General features: G+C 60.4%; 15 protein-coding genes. 11 read left to right on the top strand and 4 right to left on the bottom strand.

All coding sequences use genetic code 11. The features are described from left to right. Positions 1 to 9 precede the first annotated feature (9 nt). The 3 genes from FB009_RS19590 to FB009_RS19580 all read left to right on the top strand — a co-directional run bounded on the left by FB009_RS19590 (position 10) and on the right by FB009_RS19580 (position 2,973). Positions 10 to 816: an ABC transporter ATP-binding protein gene (locus tag FB009_RS19590; protein WP_011975703.1), complete on the top strand. Its 807-nt coding sequence runs from the start codon at positions 10 to 12 to the stop codon at positions 814 to 816. Between the two features lie 92 nt (positions 817 to 908). Beyond that, entirely contained in the window at positions 909 to 2,279 is a 1,371-nt protein-coding gene (locus FB009_RS19585) for an MlaD family protein (protein ID WP_028054122.1), read from the top strand. A gap of 79 nt (positions 2,280 to 2,358) precedes the next feature. Then, positions 2,359 to 2,973, top strand: coding sequence for an ABC-type transport auxiliary lipoprotein family protein (locus tag FB009_RS19580; protein WP_018208303.1), 615 nt, complete (start codon positions 2,359 to 2,361; stop codon positions 2,971 to 2,973). A 173-nt stretch (positions 2,974 to 3,146) separates the two neighbouring features. On the opposite strand, the gene FB009_RS19575 is transcribed toward FB009_RS19580, so the two are convergent. Continuing rightward, positions 3,147 to 3,425, bottom strand: a complete 279-nt coding sequence (locus FB009_RS19575) for a BON domain-containing protein (RefSeq protein WP_011975700.1) — start codon at positions 3,423 to 3,425, stop codon at positions 3,147 to 3,149. 84 nt (positions 3,426 to 3,509) lie between these two features. Beyond that, positions 3,510 to 4,421, bottom strand: a complete 912-nt coding sequence (gene hemF / locus FB009_RS19570; protein ID WP_011975699.1) for an oxygen-dependent coproporphyrinogen oxidase — start codon at positions 4,419 to 4,421, stop codon at positions 3,510 to 3,512. A 203-nt stretch (positions 4,422 to 4,624) separates the two neighbouring features. Between hemF and FB009_RS19565 the strand changes: the two genes are divergently transcribed. Next, positions 4,625 to 4,885, top strand: a complete 261-nt coding sequence (locus FB009_RS19565; protein WP_011975698.1) for a hypothetical protein — start codon at positions 4,625 to 4,627, stop codon at positions 4,883 to 4,885. 146 nt (positions 4,886 to 5,031) lie between these two features. Continuing rightward, positions 5,032 to 6,216: an MFS transporter gene (locus FB009_RS19560; RefSeq protein WP_011975697.1), complete on the top strand. Its 1,185-nt coding sequence runs from the start codon at positions 5,032 to 5,034 to the stop codon at positions 6,214 to 6,216. A 4-nt stretch (positions 6,217 to 6,220) separates the two neighbouring features. Here the strand turns inward: FB009_RS19560 and soxR are convergent, their stop codons facing one another. Further along, on the bottom strand, positions 6,221 to 6,706 hold the full coding sequence (soxR, locus tag FB009_RS19555; RefSeq protein WP_018012466.1) for a redox-sensitive transcriptional activator SoxR: 486 nt from the start codon (positions 6,704 to 6,706) through the stop codon (positions 6,221 to 6,223). Positions 6,707 to 6,784: 78 nt separating this feature from the next. Here soxR and FB009_RS19550 point away from each other — a divergent pair, with 78 nt between their 5' ends. Then, positions 6,785 to 7,357, top strand: coding sequence for an NADPH-dependent FMN reductase (locus FB009_RS19550; protein ID WP_024324738.1), 573 nt, complete (start codon positions 6,785 to 6,787; stop codon positions 7,355 to 7,357). A 55-nt stretch (positions 7,358 to 7,412) separates the two neighbouring features. On the opposite strand, the gene FB009_RS19545 is transcribed toward FB009_RS19550, so the two are convergent. Beyond that, positions 7,413 to 7,874, bottom strand: coding sequence for a tRNA (cytidine(34)-2'-O)-methyltransferase (locus FB009_RS19545; protein WP_011975694.1), 462 nt, complete (start codon positions 7,872 to 7,874; stop codon positions 7,413 to 7,415). A 478-nt stretch (positions 7,875 to 8,352) separates the two neighbouring features. On the opposite strand from FB009_RS19545, the gene FB009_RS19540 reads away from it, so the two are divergent. From FB009_RS19540 to FB009_RS19520, 5 genes are all read left to right on the top strand, one after another. After that, positions 8,353 to 10,206 carry an ABC transporter ATP-binding protein gene (locus FB009_RS19540; protein WP_011975693.1) on the top strand — a complete coding sequence of 618 codons (1,854 nt, stop codon included), beginning with the start codon at positions 8,353 to 8,355 and terminating at the stop codon, positions 10,204 to 10,206. A gap of 116 nt (positions 10,207 to 10,322) precedes the next feature. Beyond that, positions 10,323 to 12,188 carry an ABC transporter ATP-binding protein gene (locus FB009_RS19535; RefSeq protein ID WP_102045582.1) on the top strand — a complete coding sequence of 622 codons (1,866 nt, stop codon included), beginning with the start codon at positions 10,323 to 10,325 and terminating at the stop codon, positions 12,186 to 12,188. Positions 12,189 to 12,504: 316 nt separating this feature from the next. After that, positions 12,505 to 13,083: a ubiquinol-cytochrome c reductase iron-sulfur subunit gene (gene petA, locus FB009_RS19530; RefSeq protein WP_011975691.1), complete on the top strand. Its 579-nt coding sequence runs from the start codon at positions 12,505 to 12,507 to the stop codon at positions 13,081 to 13,083. 14 nt (positions 13,084 to 13,097) lie between these two features. Further along, complete coding sequence (locus tag FB009_RS19525; protein ID WP_011975690.1) at positions 13,098 to 14,378, top strand: cytochrome b; 1,281 nt, start codon at positions 13,098 to 13,100, stop codon at positions 14,376 to 14,378. A gap of 31 nt (positions 14,379 to 14,409) precedes the next feature. Further along, entirely contained in the window at positions 14,410 to 15,279 is an 870-nt protein-coding gene (locus FB009_RS19520) for a cytochrome c1 (RefSeq protein ID WP_102045583.1), read from the top strand. The last annotated feature ends 542 nt before the right edge of the window (positions 15,280 to 15,821 follow it).

Raw genomic sequence — 15,821 nt, 5'->3', positions numbered from 1 at the left:
GTGGCGAACATGGTTCAGGCAGTCATCGGCAAGCAAGCGGATGCGGGGGGGAAGGGGCAGGCGGTCCTTTCCGTTCGCGACCTTACGGTCGGATTCGGCGAGAATATCGTGCTAGACAATCTCAATCTCGAAGTGTTGCGCGGCGAAATTCTGGGCTTCGTCGGCGCCTCGGGCACCGGCAAATCGGTTCTGATGCGCACGGTCCTGAGGTTACTGACGAAGCGTTCCGGCACGATAGAGATTCTAGGCGCCGACTACGACAAGATGGGGGAGGCCGAGCGCGTCGCGCTCGACATGCGCCTCGGCGTGTTGTTCCAGCACGGCGCGCTTTTCTCCGCCCTGACCGTACGGGAGAACATCCAGGTGCCGATGCGCGAATATCTGGATCTACCCCAAGACCTCATGGACGAACTGGCGCGACTTAAGATTGAACTGGTGGGCTTGGCACCGGAGGCAGCGGAGAAGTATCCTTCCGAGCTTTCGGGCGGCATGATCAAGCGCGCGGCCCTGGCCCGTGCACTTGCGCTCGATCCCGATCTCGTTTTCCTCGATGAGCCGACATCCGGCCTCGATCCGATCGGTGCCGCTGAGTTCGACGAGTTGATTGCCAAGCTGCGGGACACGCTTGGATTGACCGTGTATATGGTGACGCACGATCTGGACAGCTTGTTTTCGGTATGCGACCGGATCGCGGTGCTCGGCAAGAAGCGTGTACTCGTCGAAGGCACTATCGAGGACATGCTCGCCTGCGACGACCCTTGGGTGAAGTCGTATTTCCGAGGCAAACGCGCACGGTCGATCGTTCGCGAGGCATGATCGACACGAGAATACGCAAGCGGGCCGCTGCGGTAACCGGCTCGCAGAAGCACATGAACAGGCGGCACAGGCCGCAAAGGTAGGTAATGCCGATGGAAACTAAAGCGAATTATGCCATTGTCGGCTTCTTCACCGTCCTGGTCATCGCGGCCGCCTTCGGTTTCGTCTACTGGATGTCGCAATATGGCCGCACCGGCCAAATGGTCCAGCTCGTCGTCAATATTCCCGGATCGGCAAATGGCCTGTCGGTAGGCTCGCCGGTTCGCTTCAATGGCATCAATGTCGGCAGCGTCCGTAATCTCGCGATCGATGCCAACGATCCGCGCTATTCGATCGCAATAACCGAAGTCTCAGCCGATGCGCCTGTGATGAAATCTACGACCGCCACTCTCGAAGTTCAGGGCCTTACGGGAGCGGCCTATATCGAGCTCAGCGGTGGGCGCAAAGGGGACGAGAATATTCTGAAGACCGCTTTGGAAAGAGGCACCCAGGCGCATATACTTGCCGATCAGTCGAGCGTCACCAGCCTGCTGGCGACTGCGGACCAGATCCTCGACCGGGCGAATTCGGCGATCACGGATATTCAAAGCTTCGTCACCGACGTCCGTGGGCCGCTGACCTCAACCATCGGCAATGCCGAACGATTCTCCAAGGCGCTTGCGGACAATTCCGATGCCATCGACCAGTTCCTGGAGAGCGTCGAACAACTGTCTGGCTCCGTCAACGCAGCATCCAAGAAACTCGACGATACGCTTGCCGGTGCCGACAGGCTGATCAAAGCGGTAGACCCGAAGAAGATCGAGAACATCGTCGGCAATGCCGAGCAGGTGAGTAACAATCTAAAGAATGCTTCCGGCGAGGTGACCGAAACGGTTGCCAGCTTCCAGCGTACGTTGGAAACCTACAATCAGTTCGGCAAGAATGCCCAGCAGACGTTGGAACGCGTCGATGCACTGGTTGCCGCGGTGGATTCGCAGAAGGTCGGCTTGGTCGTCAACGACATCACGGCTGCGAGCGCGGACGCCCGCAAGGTCGCCGCGCAAGTCTCGGATTTTGCTGAAAAGATTTCCGCCCGGCAGGGGGATATCGATCAGACGATCACCGATTTCACGCAAATGTCGAACAAGCTGAATGCAGCTTCGGGCCGAGTGGACAGCATACTCGTGAAGATCGACGGATTTCTCGGAGACGCTGACGCTCCGTCGCTTTCGGCGCAGGCACGCGAAACGCTCGAGTCGTTCCGGCGGGTGGCGGAAAACCTGAACGCACAGCTCGGTCCGATCGCCGAAAATCTCAAGCGATTCTCCAATTCCGGACTTCGAGATGTGGAGGCCCTGATCGGCGATACACGCCGCACGGTGCAAGGTCTGCAAAATACGATTTCCGAATTCGATAAAAATCCGCAACGGCTTTTGTTCGGCGGCGAAACGGTTAAGCAATATGATGGCCGCACGCGTCGGTGATTCGTCGGTCGAAGGTCGCGGGCTGGTTGCGTTCGGGTGGGGAACGGAATGAGCCACGTTGAAAGGGGATAGTCGGGGTATGGGTTTTCCGGATCTGGTAGTTTTTCGTCGCGCGGGAGCGGTCCGGTCTGCGGTGGTTCTTACATTGGGCATGGTGCTGGCGGGCTGCGGGTCGGGCAAGGCGGTGAACGATACGTTTAGCCTGGCGTCTGTTCCGACCGTAGATCGTGCGTCGGCGACAAACCGCCAGCTTCTCGTGCCGGAACCCACGGCTCTGAAGACTTTGGGCAGCGATCAGATCCTCGTCCGCCTTTCAAGTTCCGAGTTGCAATACCTCGCCAAAGCCCAGTGGGGAGACAGTCTGCCGCGCATGGTGCAGGACAGGCTCGTCCAGACTTTCGATAACACCGGCAGGATTCGTGTTGGCAAGCCTGGGCAAGGGCTAGCGATCGATTACCAATTGATAACCGAGCTCAGGGCCTTCGAGATATCCACGGATGGGCCAGCAAGGGCGGTGGTCGAGATATTTGCCAAAATACTGGATGACCGGAACGGTACCGTGCGGAAGCAGCAGGCGTTTCGCGCCGTCGTGCCGGTGCGGGGCGCCGGCAATCCCGCCTTTGTCGCCGCGCTTGATGCCGCTTTCGCCCAGGTGGCAGCGGATATCGTCGGCTGGACGCTCAGGTCCATATAGATCATTCCGCTTTTCTCCGAATCGGGAAAACGCACTATTTCGACGCCCCTTCATTCTCGGGTCAAAGCCCGAGGATGACGATGGAGCGGAGGAGGCGAGTGCATCACCGGTGGTTCGACCATGGCAGACCGGGAGAGGCAAAGGACCCAACTCGCTCTGGAATGGGATGCAATTCACCCGGTCCCGACTTTCGCGAGTTCGATGCGATTGACGACGTCGGCGACCCCTTCAACAGATCGGGCCGCCTCTTCGGCGCGGGCGATCTCTTCTTCGGTCGCCACAGTACCCCCGAGCAGAATCGTGGTGCCCGAGCCAGTTACCGTGACCGCTACGGCGTCGAGGCCCGGTGCGACCGCGAGACAGTGAGCGACTCGGCGCTCGAGTTCGGCTGGATCTTCCGCAGGCAGCCTCTGGGGCTCATCGCCGAAGAATGTTCGTTTTTTAAAGATCATGCGGCGCTCCTTCTCTCCTGGAGAGGGAAACGCCAACGCCGGGAATTTGTTCGCCGGATGGCCGCCGGTCGATGCGCTCTCGCTTCAGGGCCAGCGCACGAGCGGGGGCAGGGAGGAGAGGATCGACTCGACGTTGCCGCCGGTCTTGAGTCCGAAGATCGTGCCACGGTCGTATAGGAGGTTGAATTCGACGTAGCGGCCACGGCGCACGAGCTGTTCGCTGCGGTCCTGTTCGGTCCAGGGCATGTTGAAATTGGTGCGGACGATTCTCGGATAGACGATCGCGAAGGCTTTGCCGACATCGCGCGTGAAGGCGAAATCCGCTTCCCAGCCGCCAATTTCCTCGTCAGAGCGCAGCCAGTCATAGAAGATGCCGCCGGTGCCGCGCGGCTCGTTCCGGTGTTTCAGATAGAAGTACTCGTCGCACCATTGCTTGAATTTCGGATAATCCGCGACCTTGTGCCTATTGCAGGCGATCTCCATCGCGCGATGGAAGAGAACGGTGTCCGCATCGGTCGGGATGCGCCTGCGATCGAGGACCGGCGTAAGATCCGCACCGCCGCCGAACCAGTTGCTGGTTGTCACGACCATGCGCGTGTTCATGTGCACGGCAGGTACATTGGGGTTGACCGGGTGAGCGATCAGCGAAATGCCGGAGGCCCAGAAGCGAGGATCTTCGCTCGCGCCGGGAATCTGGTCGCGGAACTCGGGTGAGAACTCGCCAAAGACGGTCGAGGTGTGGACACCCACCTTTTCGAAGACGCGCCCCTCCATCATGGACATGCGACCGCCGCCGCCGTTACCTTCGTCTCGCAGCCAGTCCTTGGCGACGAAACGGCCTGCCGGACGATCCGACAGAGGGCCAGCCAAATCATCCTCGATCGCCTCGAAGTCAGCACAGATCGTGTCGCGGAGGCTTTCGAACCAAGCTTTCGCCTCTGCTTTCTTGCGTTCGATGTCGGCCGGCAGGCCCTGTGGCAATTGCGGTCTTTCCATGGGAATGCGCTTCCGTTTGCGGCTTTCGCTATCAAAACCGCCGATTCGATGTGGCCGTCACAGGCCATATTTTCGGCTGCTTGGCAACCGTGTCACAGCGTCAGCGACAGTCTACCGCAAACAGCGTAACGGTGCGGCGGATCGGGACAAACCTCTGGCAATATTGCGGCGCGCATCCTATCTTTTCGCCAGAGGTACAGCCCATGGCGAAGATACCCCCAGGACCGCCGCTGGAAGGCTTGCGGCGTCAGATCGCCCGGCATCGCCGGGAACGACCTGCACGAAGCTCCGGACTTTTCGTGCGCGAGACGTTTCGGCTCGAGCGTGATGCCGCGCGAGCGAAGGCGCGCGAATGGTTCGAGACCTGGCCTAAGGCTGCCTATTGGACGGAGGTCGAGAGCTGGCGTCAGCTTGAGGGCGGCGAAATCGAGTTCACGATGCGCCGCCTCCCGAGCGCGGACTGATCCCGGCCGTTCGGTTTGCAATCCCAAATGGATGATCAAAACTCTTCGGGCTCGATAAACAGCATGGTAAAGCTCTCGAAGGCGCGCTAGACCATTCGGTGTCCCTCCGGCTCTCCTCTTCCCTTGCACCTGTTCATTCCGCCCCAATGCCTGTTTTCCGGTCCGTCCTCGTCCTCTCCATCACTCAAATCATCGCCTGGGGAGCGATGTTCATGTTCGTCTCGGTGACGGCGGCCGGGATGGCCGATGATCTTCTACTGCGACCTTCGACCATCTATCTCGGCCCGACGGTCATGCTGGTCGCGATGGCCCTCTGTTCGCCGGTGATGGCGCCGATCTACGCTCGCTGGGGTGCAAGGCTCGTGCTCGCATTCGGTTCGGCGGCTGCAGCTCCCGGGCTGTGGTTGCTTGCCGGCGCCGAAGGCCCGGTTTCCTATTTTTCAGCCTGGGCCATCCTGGGTCTGGCCGGAGCGGCGGCACTTACGACTTCGGCTCAGGTGTTTTTGACGGAGATAGCGGGGGAGCGTGCCCGCCGGGCAATCGGCGCACAGATGCTCGCCATGGCGCTTGCACCGACGATCGCATGGCCAGTCACAACCATCTGCGAAGCGACTTTCGGCTGGCGCGGCACATTCGTTCTCTATGGCGCTGTGATGCTGCTCGTCTGCACGCCTTTTCACCTCTTCGGATTGCCGAGAACCGAGCCGGTAAAGCGCAACTCTTCGGTATCGAATTTCAAGCGCTTTAGCGCGTCGGAACTGGCGCGCCGCTGGCGCATCGTTGCCCTGATCACGGCGGCAGTCGCGCTCAACGGCTTTGTCACCTGGGGCTTCCAGCTCGTCGTGATAGACCTTTTTCGCAGCTTCGCCGTGCCTGGTACCCTGGCAGTCGGCTTCGGATCTGCCATAGGCTTCCTCCAGCTTTCGGCGCGCCTGTTCGATTTTCTCGGCGGCAATCGCTGGGACGGATTGACGACGGGATTGGTAGCCGCGGCGATGATGCCGCCGGCATTGCTGGTGCTGGCGCTGGGCGAGGGGGCGGAATGGTCCATCGTGCTTTTCCTCGTGCTCTACGGCCTTTCAAGCGGAGCAATGTCTGTCAGCCGGGCGACGATGCCGTTGGTCTTCTTCTCGTCGGCGGAATACGGGACGGTCGTGGCGCGCCTCGGCCTGCCGCTCAACCTCGCTTTCGCGGCGGCCCCGCCGTTCTTCTCCTTCCTGCTTGGCGAGGCAGGCAACAGGTGGGCGCTGACCTTCGCGCTTCTCTGCTCCCTCGGTGCATTGGCCAGCATGGCTCTGCTCGCGCGCATGAGGCCTGCGAAGTCGGGTTAGCCTGCTAACTCGCCTCATGCTCCGACCCGTCGGCGGGATCGATGAGGCGCGGCCCGGTGCCCTCTGCCGCGAGAACGTCCCATGGGTTGCGCAGGGGACAGTCACGCATCGACAGGCAACCGCAGCCGATACAGCCGGTGAGTTGATCGCGCAGCGCCGTCAGCTTGGCGATTCGTTCGTCAAGCTGACGCTGCCAGGTCATCGAAAGCCTTCCCCAGTCCTCAACCGTCAGCGGCCGGTCGTCGGGAAGCACCGACAGAGCCGCCTGTATTTCCGAAAGCGGGATACCGGTGCGCTGGGCGATCTTGATCACGGCCACGCGCCTCAGGACGGAGCGCGGGTATCGTCGCTGGTTGCCACGGCTTCGATTGCTGCGGATGAGCCCCTTGCTTTCGTAGAAATGAAGCGTCGACACGGCGAGGCCGCTGCGTTCGGCGACTTCGCCAACTGTCAGTTCGCGCTTGAATTCGTTGGCTTTGTCTTTTTTCACTGCGGCTATTGACCTCAACTTTAGTTGAGGTTCTATAGCATGGGCTCTCTATTAACGACAATAAGGAGCCTGTACGGCATGACTGAGAAGATGACCCTTGCCTTGATCTATGGCAGCGCGCGGCAGGGCCGTTTCTGCGACACGGTCGCGAGCTGGCTCATTCGCGAACTCGAGGCATCCGACGTGTTCAGCCTGACGATCATCGATCCCGTCAGAATGAAAAGCGCTCGTGGCGACAAACCCGCCCAGCCGGCCGAGTGGATGGAACGCAAGGTCGCAGAAGCCGATGCCTTCATCGTCATCACTCCCGAATACAACCACGGCTACCCGGCAGCGCTGAAGGAGATGATCGATGCGGTCTATGAGCCCTGGCACGCCAAGCCGGTCGCCTTCGTCTCCTATGGGGGATCATCGGGCGGCATACGGGCGGTTGAGCAGTTGCGTCAGGTTTTCGGGGAGTTGCACGCCGTCACGCTGCGCGACGGCATTTCTTTCGCCAAGGCCTGGTCCAAGTTCGACGCCGCCGGGAATCTCTACAAACCGGAAGAGATGCGTGCTCCGCTCTTCCTGATGATCGACCGGCTGACCTGGTGGGCGCGTACGCTCAAACACGCCCGCAAGGCCACACCCTATAACGAGATCGCCGCCTGAAGTGCTCGGTAAGTTCGAACACGGCCCGGGTGTTTCGCGTGTTTCGCGTACCGCCTCAGAGCGCGTCTGTCTGCCGTATCGCTTCGCCCACGATCATGGCGCCGGCCATGGCGATGTTGAGCGAACGCTGGCCGGGCGCCATTGGAATGAGGATGCGTGCGTCTGCCCGCTCATGGACTTGATCAGGAACGCCGGCGCTTTCTCTGCCGAGGAGGAGGATATCGTCCGGTTTGAACATGAAGCGCGTATAGGGAACTGCCGCTTTCGTGGAGGCGAGCACAAGCCGTCTGCCGGTGCTCGACCGCCATGTTTCGAATCGTTCCCAGTTGACGTGCCGAGTCATGGTCACTGCCGCGATATAGTCCATCCCGGCGCGCTTGAGATTGCGGTCGGAAAGATCAAAACCGGCAGGCTCTATGATGTCGACCGCAAGGCCAAGGCAGGCGGCGAGCCGCAGGATCGTTCCGGTATTGCCGGGGATGTCGGGCTGGTAGAGGGCGATGCGCAATTCGTTCATGGGCCTGTCGGAGGATTGAAACCTGTGGATCGTTATAATGGCTGTTTCTATGACACTGAATGGGCTTCCGATCCATGGCCACACCGGCTCGTCCCGGGGTCCTCCATTCCCGCTGCTTTCGCCGCTACTAATTTGTGCCGTATCGGCAACAGACCGCCTGCCGATGAAGAATCGCGCATGAAAATGGGTGCGGCAATCTGGCATGGCAGCGCGAATAGAGATAAAGCTCGGTTCTCTTCAACGCGAACCGAAGGAGGCATGCATGACCGTTCTGATGTTGGCACGCCTCCCACGAGTGACACGGCCTCTCCTGGCCTGACCGGTTCCGCGCTTGTCCTTCTCTTGATCGAACATGCGCGCTCCGGTTTCATCCGGAGGTCATGATCCGCTTGCGGACATCATTTCCGGGTTGCATTTTTCAAAGATAAAGAATGCGGGGCGACCCGCCTTCCTTCAAAATATCTGACGGAGCTAGACAATGTTCGGCTGGTTTGAATCCCGCCTCAACCCTTATCCGACGGAGGAGCCGACGCTTCCGCCGAAGGGTCTTTTTGCCTTTTGCTGGCACTATACGAAGCCTGCGGCTCCGTGGCTTTTCATCATGTCTCTCTGCACCATGCTGATCGCCATCGGCGAGGTGGCCCTGTTCCAGTTCCTGGGCAATATAGTCGACTGGTTGTCCAGCGCCGACCGCGAAACCTTCCTGTCAGCCGAGGGCGGCAGGCTGGCCTGGATGGCAGCGCTGATTCTCATCGGCCTGCCGGGGCTGGTAGCGCTCGACTCCTTCGTCATGCATCAGGTGTTGCTCGGCAACTATCCGATGATCGCGCGCTGGCAAATGCACCGCTATCTGCTCAGACAGAGCATGACATTCTTCGCCAACGAGTTTGCCGGGCGAGTGGCGACCAAAGTCATGCAGACGTCGCTTGCCGTGCGTGAAACCGTGATGAAGATCCTCGACGTCTTCGTCTATGTGGTGAGCTATTTCGCGACGATGTTGATTGTCGTGGCGGCCGCGGATTGGCGCCTGGTGATGCCACTCGGGGTGTGGCTCGTCATCTATATCGTCATCGTCACCTATTTCGTGCCGCGTCTGCAGAAGATTTCTAAAGAACAGGCCGACGCGCGGTCGATGATGACCGGGCGCATCGTCGACAGCTACACCAATATCGGCACCGTCAAGCTTTTCTCTCATGCGGGGCGGGAGGAGACGTATGCCCGTTCGGGCATGGACGAATTTCTCGGCACTGTTCACCGGCAGATGCGGAGGGTCACGCTGTTCCACATCTTCGTTTACGCAAACAACTGTGTGGCACTCTTCTCCGTCGGCGCCCTCGGGATCTATCTGTGGCTGACGAGCGGGATCTCCGTTGGCGCGATAGCCGTCGCGATCGGTCTTGCGATGCGCGTCAATGGCATGTCGCAGTGGATCATGTGGGAAGTGTCGGCTCTGTTCGAGAATATAGGTACGGTCTATGACGGCATGGGCATGATGACCAAGGCCCATGACATCGTCGACAAGCCGAATGCCGCGACGCTCCGGGCTGACAAGGGCGCGATCAGATTCCAGGACGTCCGCTTCCATTACGGCAAGGCCAAGGGCGTCATTGATCAGCTGTCGCTGGATATCCGGCCCGGAGAGAAGATCGGCCTTGTCGGTCGCTCGGGCGCCGGCAAGACGACGCTGATGAACCTGCTTCTGCGCTTCTACGATCTGGAGTCCGGCGCGATCCGGATAGATGGCGTGGACATCTCGACGGTGACCCAGGACAGTCTGCGTTCGCAGATCGGCGTTGTCACGCAAGACACATCGCTCCTGCATCGCTCCATTCGCGACAACATCGCCTATGGACATCCGCAGGCAAGCGACGCGGACATCATAGCCGCCGCAAAGAAAGCGAATGCCTGGGACTTTATCCAGGCGCTTGAAGACAATATGGGTCGGCAAGGGCTCGACGCTCAGGTTGGCGAACGCGGGGTGAAGCTTTCGGGTGGCCAGCGGCAGAGGATCGCTATCGCCCGTGTTTTCCTGAAGGATGCACCGATCCTCATCCTCGATGAAGCGACTTCCGCGCTCGATTCCGAAGTCGAGGCGGCAATCCAGGAGAACCTCTTCGCACTGATGGCCGGCAAGACGGTGATCGCCATCGCCCACCGTCTGTCGACGCTGACGGAAATGGACCGTCTGGTCATCCTGGAAGCGGGCCGAATCGTCGAGACGGGTTCTCATGCCGAGCTCGTTGCCAGGCGCGGCATTTACGCCGATCTCTGGTCGCGTCAGTCCGGCGGCTTCATAGCCGACGAGGTCGAAAAAGAGGCGGCGGCGGAGTAATCCGTCGCCTCCGCACCGCTGATGGCTCTGCGTTCGGCGGGTCCCAGCTACGCAATTCCAACGAAAGCGGCAGCGAAACGGATTGTCCGGATTTCACAACCGCCTATATCGGAACAATGCTGCGCGCCATAGTCAAGATTTTCGAGAACTGGATTGATCCTTTCGGACCGCGCGAGCGGCTGCGGCCGCCGGGATCACTCTGGGGATTCGCCTGGTTTTATGCCGGCCAGGCGAAAGGACCGTTTCTCGCCATGGCGGTTCTCGGCGGACTAGTGGCGATGCTGGAAGCCGGTCTTTTCTATTTCGTCGGCCGGCTTGTCGACGTGCTCGACATGGTCCGGCCTGAGGACGGCTGGAACGGGTTGATCGCGGCCCACGGGCCTGAACTGCTCTTCATGCTGCTGACGGTGCTGGTGTTCCGCTTCCTTGCGGTGACGCTTGCGGCGCTCGTGGAGGAGCAGTCGATCATCACCGGTTTCCTGAACCTCGTCCGCTGGCAGTCCTATGTTCATGTAGCTCGGCAATCGTTGTCCTTCTTTCAGAACGATTTTTCCGGGCGCATCGTAACAAAAGTCTGGTCCGGCGCGCAGGCAACGAGCGATTTGATCGTTTCGCTGCTGCAGGTGGTCTGGTTCATCGTCATCTATACGGCCTCGACCATGGCGCTCATCGCTCAGCTCGATTGGCGCCTGGCGGCGATGGTTGCCTTCTGGGTCGCCATCTTCCTGGTGCTTGCCCGCCATTTTGTGCCGCGTGTGCGCAAACACGCCCGCGAAACTGCAGAGATGGCGTCGATGCTGAACGGCCGCATGGTCGACGCCTATGCGAACATCCAGACGCTGAAGCTCTTCGGCAGTGACGAGGAAAACGATCGCTATATCAGGGCAGGGTTCCACCGCTTTCAGGGAGCAGTTATCCCTTTCACCCGCCTGCTGACGGCGGTGCGGGCCTCGCTCGCACTTTTGTCGGGCCTGATGATCACGGCCATCGCAATCTACTCGGTCCACCTGTGGCTGGAAGGTGCGGTCAGCTCCGGTGCCGTCGCCTTCACCCTGGCGCTGGTGCTTCGACTCAACATGTTGCTCGGGCGGATGATGTCGCAGTTCAATGCGATCATGCGCAATATAGGCACGATACAGAATTCGGCCGAGCTGGTGTCGCAGCCGATCGGGCTGACCGACCGGCCCGGTGCGCCGGAACTGAAGGTCAGCCGCCCGGAGATACGTTTCGAACACGTGACGTTCCATTATGGCAGGGGGGGCGGGGTCATCGACGACTTCTCGCTGACCATTCGTCCGGGCGAGAAAGTCGGCATCGTCGGCCGTTCCGGTGCCGGCAAGTCGACCCTGGTCAACCTGCTGCTGCGGTTTTACGATCTCGAAGGCGGACGCATTCTGATCGACGGGCAGGACATTGCCGCTGTCCGGCAGGAATCGCTGCGCAACCAGATCGGCATGGTAAGCCAGGACACTTCGCTTCTGCACCGGTCGATCCGCGACAACATCCTCTTCGGGCGAACGGGAGCGAGCGACGAGCAACTGATCGAAGCGGCGCGCAAGGCGGAAGCTTACGACTTCATCGTGGATCTGCAGGATCAGCGTGGCCGCAAAGGTTTCGAAGCCCATGTGGGCGAGCGTGGCGTCAAGCTTTCCGGCGGCCAGCGCCAACGCGTCGCGATCGCCCGCGTCATGCTCAAGGATGCGCCCATCCTCGTCCTGGACGAGGCGACTTCGGCCCTCGATTCGGAAGTGGAGGCTGCGATCCAGTCCAATCTGGAGCGACTGATGCAGGGAAAGACGGTTCTGGCGATTGCACACCGGCTATCCACGATTGCTGCCCTCGACCGGCTCGTCGTCGTGGACAGGGGGCGCATCGTCGAGAACGGCACCCACGCCGAACTGATCGCCAATGGTGGTCTCTACGCGGATCTCTGGTCGCGCCAGTCCGGCGGTTTCCTCGCTCAGGAAGAGGCCGCGGAATAGGGTACTCCGCGGCACAGCCGTAATGCGTCAAGTCCTTGTGCCAATTGGTCGCGGCTTTCCCCGCGACAATCTGCCCACCGCCCCTTGTCAAGGCTGGACATAATCTGCGATCAGGCATAGAACGCGCCGGATTGATGGGGAATCTGCGTGCAGATTTTTTCCCGGATTCTGACAATTCGATCCGTGGCTTGCCTCAAGAAGCCGGACCGGTTGGCAGCGTGTTGACAGGGTGTGATTCCATGGCTCGGGACGGGGCAGGAAGCGCGCCGGGGGCGGATGCGGTTTCCGCAACATTGCGTGAGAGGATGTTTTAGCCGTGAGCGAACACGAAACTTCAAGCGAGACCATGGGCGAGCCCACTCGCCGCGATTTCCTATACCTGGCTACCGGCATGGCCGGCGTCGTCGGTGCGGGTGCGGTGGCGTGGCCGTTCATCGACCAAATGCGTCCGGACGCATCGACGCTGGCACTTGCTTCGATCGAAGTCGACGTTTCGAGCTTGCAGCCCGGCATGTCGCTGACGGCGAAGTGGCGCGGCAAGCCGGTATTCATCCGCAACCGTACCGAGAAGGAAGTGGAAGAAGCCAAGGCCGTCGCACTCGAAGAGTTGAAGGATCCGGTGGCGCGCAATGCCAACCTTCCGGCCGATGCGCAGGCGAGCGATCTCGATCGTTCCGCCGGTGAGGGCAAGGAAAACTGGATCGTCATGATCGGCTCCTGTACCCATCTCGGTTGCGTACCGCTCGGTCAGGCGGGCGACTTCGGTGGCTGGTTCTGTCCCTGCCACGGTTCGCACTACGATACCGCGGGCCGTATTCGCAAAGGCCCGGCACCGGAAAACCTCCCCGTGCCGACCTTCTCGTTCGTATCCGACACAGTTATCAAGATCGGTTGAGGGGACTACTGATAATGAGTGCTGATCATTCAACCTACACGCCAACGACAGGCATCGAGAAGTGGGTTGATTCCCGCCTTCCGTTGCCGCGGCTCGTCCACGACTCGTTCGTCTCCTATCCGGTTCCGCGCAACCTGAATTATGCTTACACCTTCGGTGCGATGCTTTCGGTGATGTTGATCGTGCAGATCCTCACCGGCATCGTGCTGGCCATGCACTATGCCGCAGAAACCTCCGTCGCCTTCAATTCGGTCGAGAAGATCATGCGCGACGTCAATCATGGCTGGCTGCTGCGCTACCTGCATGCCAACGGTGCGTCGTTCTTCTTCATTGCGGTCTACCTTCACATCGCCCGCGGCCTCTATTACGGCTCCTACAAGGCGCCGCGCGAGATCCTCTGGATACTCGGCGTGGTCATCTATCTCCTGATGATGGCGACAGGCTTCATGGGCTATGTGCTCCCCTGGGGGCAGATGTCTTTCTGGGGTGCCACCGTCATCACCGGGTTCTTCTCGGCCTTTCCGCTTATCGGAGAGTGGATCCAGCAGTTCCTGCTCGGCGGCTTCGCCGTAGACCAGCCGACGCTGAACCGGTTCTTCTCGCTGCATTACCTTTTGCCGTTCATGATCGCCGGCGTGGTCGTCCTGCACATCTGGGCGCTGCACGTCACCGGTCAAACGAATCCGACTGGGGTCGAGGTCAAGTCCAAGACCGATACCGTGCCGTTCACGCCCTATGCGACGCTGAAGGATGCACTGGGCGTATCGGTCTTCCTGATCGTCTATGCATGGTTCGTCTTCTATATGCCGAACTTCCTCGGTCACCCGGACAACTACATCCCCGCTGATGCGTTGAAGACGCCCGCACACATCGTTCCGGAATGGTACTACCTGCCGTTCTACGCGATGCTGCGCGCCATCACCTTCAATGTCGGCCCGATCGACTCCAAGCTCGGCGGCGTTCTGGTGATGTTCGGCTCGATCATCATCCTGTTCTTCCTGCCTTGGCTCGATACGTCGAAGGTCCGCTCGGCCGTGTACCGCCCCTGGTATAAGCTGTGCTTCTGGATCTTCGTTGCTAACTGCATCATGCTCGGCTGGTTGGGCTCGCGCCCCGCGGAAGGCCTCTATGTCGTGATGTCGCAGCTCGGCACGTTGTACTACTTCGCCTTCTTCCTCGTCATCATGCCGGTCCTCGGTCTGATCGAGACGCCGAAGCGCATTCCGAATTCCATCACCGAAGCGGTCTTGGAAAAACAGAATGCCAAGGCGCAGTTGAAGCCCGCACGCGCCTGACCGAACAGCGATCGATAAGGAATCCACAACAATGAAAAAGCTTGTTACAGGCATTCTGTCACTCGCTGTCGTCGCCGGTCTCGGGTTTGGAGCGGCTATCGCCCAGGACGAAGCAGCCGGCGAGGAGCATGGCGGGGGCACCCCCCATTACCCCATCCACAAGCCGGAACAGCAGGACTGGCCCTTTGCCGGCCTGTTCGGACACTACGACAAGGGCCAGCTGCAGCGCGGCATGAAGGTCTACACCGAAGTCTGTTCGGCCTGCCATTCGATGGAGCTCGTCTCCTTCCGAACGCTTGAGAACCTGGGATACTCCGAAGCCCAGGTGAAAGCCTTCGCGGCGAATTATGAGGTCGAGGATGGGCCAAAAGCGGATGGCGAGATGTTTACCCGCAAGGCCGTTCCATCCGACTACTTTCCGTCGCCCTTCCCGAACAAGGAAGCCGCTGCCGCATCGAACAACGGCGCCGCACCGCCGGACTTCTCGCTCATCGCCAAGGCGCGCGGCATTGAACGCGGTTTCCCGCAGTTCGTCTTCGATATGTTCTGGCCCTACCAGGAGGGCGGTCCTGACTACATCCATGCGCTTCTGACCGGCTACCAGGATCCGCCGGCGGGTGTGGAAGTGGCTGAAGGTACCCATTACAACCCGTATTTCGCCAGTGCCGCGGCCTTGGCGATGGCGCCGCCGCTCTCCGACGATCAGGTAACCTATGACGACGGCGCCCCCCAGACCGTCGACCAGTACTCCAAGGATGTCTCGGCGTTCCTGATGTGGGCCGCTGAGCCGCATCTGGAAGATCGCAAGCGTACTGGCTTCATGGTCATGGTGTTCCTGCTCATCTTCACTGGCCTCATTTACCTGACGAAGAAGTCGGTCTACGCCAACAAGGAACATTGATCGGCCGCGGCCGGAGTTCGGCCAGCACGAATTCCGCGGCCGCCCCTCATCCGCCTGCCGGCACTTTCTCCCCATCCGATGGGGAGAAGGTGCAAGCGAAACCGCTTCTCTCCTTACCGCATCATCGAGATCTGAGACAGCGCCGCGAGTCTTCTTAGGCCCGTTTGCGGGGAGGAGGCCAGCTCCTGTAGCGCTCATCCGCCTGCACAAGCGCCACTCCCTTCAATCCCCTGCAACTTCGAGATCTCGAACCGCCCCGCGCGTCTACTTCGCTCTGCTTGCGGGGAGGAGGTCAGCGCCTGTAGCGCTCATCCCCGTGCCGCGCGCATAAGCGCAAGCCCCGTCGCTTCCCCGAACATCGAGAGATCTGCGACGCCGCCGCGTGTCTCCTTTGCCCCGCATGCGGGGAGAAAGTGGCGACAGCTGCATGAGGGGGTTTTTCCGCATCCGGACGTGGAAGCTGCGAGCCCCTTAGACCACGATGTTCCTGAGGTAGGATCGACCTTAAGAACATGGGCGGAAACCGCACACACTCTTTTTCA

The organism is Sinorhizobium medicae (genome assembly GCF_007827695.1).
Lineage (GTDB): Bacteria > Pseudomonadota > Alphaproteobacteria > Rhizobiales > Rhizobiaceae > Sinorhizobium > Sinorhizobium medicae.
The sequence above is the reverse complement of the archived record's forward strand: the minus strand, read 5'-3'. Positions and strand labels throughout refer to the sequence as shown.

Excerpts from the sequence above, each read along its gene's own strand:
- FB009_RS19540 (WP_011975693.1), top strand. The coding sequence starts at position 8,353 with ATGTTCGGCTGGTTTGAATCCCGCCTCAACCCTTATCCGACGGAGGAG.
- FB009_RS19565 (WP_011975698.1), top strand. The coding sequence starts at position 4,625 with ATGGCGAAGATACCCCCAGGACCGCCGCTGGAAGGCTTGCGGCGTCAG.
- FB009_RS19580 (WP_018208303.1), top strand. The coding sequence starts at position 2,359 with ATGGGTTTTCCGGATCTGGTAGTTTTTCGTCGCGCGGGAGCGGTCCGG.
- FB009_RS19545 (WP_011975694.1), bottom strand. The coding sequence starts at position 7,874 with ATGAACGAATTGCGCATCGCCCTCTACCAGCCCGACATCCCCGGCAAT.
- hemF (WP_011975699.1), bottom strand. The coding sequence starts at position 4,421 with ATGGAAAGACCGCAATTGCCACAGGGCCTGCCGGCCGACATCGAACGC.
- FB009_RS19525 (WP_011975690.1), top strand. The coding sequence starts at position 13,098 with ATGAGTGCTGATCATTCAACCTACACGCCAACGACAGGCATCGAGAAG.
- FB009_RS19535 (WP_102045582.1), top strand. The coding sequence starts at position 10,323 with ATGCTGCGCGCCATAGTCAAGATTTTCGAGAACTGGATTGATCCTTTC.
- FB009_RS19560 (WP_011975697.1), top strand. The coding sequence starts at position 5,032 with ATGCCTGTTTTCCGGTCCGTCCTCGTCCTCTCCATCACTCAAATCATC.
- FB009_RS19585 (WP_028054122.1), top strand. The coding sequence starts at position 909 with ATGGAAACTAAAGCGAATTATGCCATTGTCGGCTTCTTCACCGTCCTG.
- FB009_RS19520 (WP_102045583.1), top strand. The coding sequence starts at position 14,410 with ATGAAAAAGCTTGTTACAGGCATTCTGTCACTCGCTGTCGTCGCCGGT.
- FB009_RS19590 (WP_011975703.1), top strand. The coding sequence starts at position 10 with ATGGTTCAGGCAGTCATCGGCAAGCAAGCGGATGCGGGGGGGAAGGGG.
- FB009_RS19575 (WP_011975700.1), bottom strand. The coding sequence starts at position 3,425 with ATGATCTTTAAAAAACGAACATTCTTCGGCGATGAGCCCCAGAGGCTG.
- FB009_RS19550 (WP_024324738.1), top strand. The coding sequence starts at position 6,785 with ATGACTGAGAAGATGACCCTTGCCTTGATCTATGGCAGCGCGCGGCAG.